Here is a 2,427-nt window from a genome sequence, read left to right as displayed (position 1 = left end):
GGGTGGGGGACCCGGCCGGACGTCCGTCGTGGGGCCGCCCGCGACTCGGCGCGGCGGCCCGGCTCGGCGCCGGGCGGCGGTGCCGCTCAGCGGCGGCTGCCGGCGGTGCGGCTCAGCGGCTGCCGCTGCGGCGGGACGCGGGGCGTCCGCGGGGGCAGCGGGGCGGCCGGGCCGACCAGCAGCGGCTGGGTGCTGGGCTTGCTCGGGGAGACGGCGAAGGCCAGCGAGCCGAAGAACACGTAGCAGCCGAGCCCGACCCCGAGCGGGAAGATGAACTGCAGTGCCATCACCCCGCCCTGGGTCGAGTGCGAGGCGTCGAGGCGGACCGAGAGCGCCGCCATGCCGGTGTAGTGCATCGCGCAGACCGCCACGCCCATCACCGGCGCCGCCGCCAGCACCGCGAGGGTGCCGCGGATGTTCAGCGCGGCCCAGAGCGCGGCCGTGGCGGCGAACACCGCGATGCCGATCGAGAGCCCGACGGTGACGTGGTCGTAGCCGAGCCGGCCGGGCAGCACCATCGCGGCCATGCCCAGGTAGTGCATCGCGGCGACCCCGAGCCCGGTGGTCAGTCCGCCGACCAGCAGGGACAGCACGGGGTGGCCCCGCCAGTACCCGACGGTGAACAGCCCGATGCCGACCACCGCGACCGCGACCAGCAGGCTGAGCACGGTGAGCCCCGGCTGGTAGGTGATCTCGGCGCCGGTGACGGAGAAGCCGAGCATCGCGATGAAGTGCATGGACCAGATGCCGGCGCCGAGCGAGGTCGAGGCGAAGAGCAGCCAGACGGCGCGGCTGCGGCCCGTCGAGACCAGTGCCCAGCGGGCGCTGCGCAGGGCGACGAAGGCACCGAGGCAGGCGACGAAGTACGAGACCGCCGGTGTCACCCAGCCGTGGTCGGCATGATGGATCTCACCCAATTGAGCTCCCTGGACGAGGGGTTGAGGGCGCCAGGGTTCGGGCGGAGGCGGCCGACGGGGGACCGGGAACGGGTGGGACGCGCGCGCAGACGGGCACGGAGGGGGCTCCGCCGAGGGGAGACCTGGCGTGGTGATGCCCCTGACAACCCGGGACAGTAACCACTGCCCGGTGGTCGCACAAGGTTCGCGCTTTTCGTGAAGTCCCAGGTCAGGAAGGACCTTTACGCGGTCTGCAAGATCTCGGCACCAAGCCCTGACACCGCCTGCGCACGGCCTCCGGGCGGCTTGGTGCGTTACTCCAGCGGGGCCAGCCCGAACGGGTGCCCGGCCGGGTCGATCAGCACCTTGAGCGTGCGGCCGTGCTGGTAGCTCGGCTCGGTCGCGCCGAGCGCGAGGGCCTTCGCGGTGGACTCCTCCAGGTCGTCCACGTAGAAGTCGAGGTGGAAGTGCTTGCTGCCGTCCGGCTCGGTCCACGGCTCCGGGCGGTAGCCCGTCACCCGGCCGAAGCCCAGCGGGCTGCCGCCCTCCGGGTTGTCCAGGATCGCGAAGCGCTCGTCCACGTGACGGGTCTCCCAGCCCAGCAGCTCGCCGTAGAACGAGGCCAGCGCGACCGGGTCGGCGCAGTCGATGGTGACCATGGCGAGCCGGGCGAAGCCGGAGTCGTCCGGCGCGGACTGCACGGACTGCGCCGATCGCTCGGACTGCGCCGGCCGCACGGACTGTGCGGATTGCGCGGGTTGCTCGGAGGCGAGGTCGGACATGTCTGGTCGGCCCTTCCGGGAGGCGGGAACGATCACCCCTCACCAATATGGCACCGGGCCGATCCTCCGGCGCGGTGGGAACCCGTTTTTCTTTAGCGAGAGTAATGACGTAAGCTAAAGAGATGCCCGAGATGTCCGAGCCGGACCTCGCAGCGATCTCACAGCTGCGGTCGTCCACGATGCGCCTCTCCCGACGACTCAAACACCAACGGGTGGAGGAGTCGCTGAGTCCCACCGAGATGGGAGTGCTGGGCACCCTCGCCCGGTGCGGGAAGGCGACGCCGGGTGAGCTCGCCCGGAAGGAGCACGTGCAGCCTCCTTCGATGACCAGGATCGTCGCGATGCTGGAGGAGAAGGGGCTGGTGCGGCGCGAGCCGCACCCCGAGGACCGCCGCCAGGTGGTCGTCAGCAGCACCGAGCAGGCCGAGACGATCCTCGCGGAGAGTCGTCGGCGCCGAAACGTCTGGCTCGCCGAGCTCGCCCAAGGGCTCGACGACGAGGAATGGGCCGTCCTCAGGGAGGCCGCGCCCGTGCTCTACAAGCTCGCCCACCTGTAACTCGTACAGATCGAGGCACACCGACCCCGGCCGGCCGCCGGGAGGAGAAGGAGCCCGCATCACCGCAGGACCGACCACCGTTACCAGGAGCGCGGCGGCCCCCCCCCCCGCCCCCGCCCCCCCGGGGGGGGCCCCCCTGACACCCCCCGCCGCCGCCAGCGCCCCCCCCCCGTCCGACGACCCGACCAAACA

At 72.2% G+C, this 2,427-nt stretch carries 3 protein-coding genes; 1 reads left to right on the top strand and 2 read right to left on the bottom strand.

What is annotated here, in order from left to right; translation table 11 throughout:
* Positions 1-86: 86 nt before the first annotated feature.
* Together ACFWXO_RS45310 and ACFWXO_RS45305 are read right to left on the bottom strand one after the other, a co-directional pair.
* On the bottom strand, positions 87-917 hold the full coding sequence (locus ACFWXO_RS45310) for an MHYT domain-containing protein (protein ID WP_380533109.1): 831 nt from the start codon (positions 915-917) through the stop codon (positions 87-89).
* Positions 918-1,210: 293 nt separating this feature from the next.
* Complete coding sequence (locus ACFWXO_RS45305) at positions 1,211-1,678, bottom strand: VOC family protein (protein WP_375888559.1); 468 nt, start codon at positions 1,676-1,678, stop codon at positions 1,211-1,213.
* A gap of 122 nt (positions 1,679-1,800) precedes the next feature.
* Here ACFWXO_RS45305 and ACFWXO_RS45300 point away from each other — a divergent pair, with 122 nt between their 5' ends.
* Positions 1,801-2,235, top strand: a complete 435-nt coding sequence (locus ACFWXO_RS45300) for a MarR family winged helix-turn-helix transcriptional regulator (RefSeq protein ID WP_375888556.1) — start codon at positions 1,801-1,803, stop codon at positions 2,233-2,235.
* The last annotated feature ends 192 nt before the right edge of the window (positions 2,236-2,427 follow it).

The sequence above is a fragment of the Kitasatospora sp. NPDC059088 genome (genome assembly GCF_042738155.1).
GTDB lineage: Bacteria > Actinomycetota > Actinomycetes > Streptomycetales > Streptomycetaceae > Kitasatospora.
Note: the sequence above shows the minus strand (reverse complement) of the source record. Positions and strands in the feature narration are given on the sequence as shown.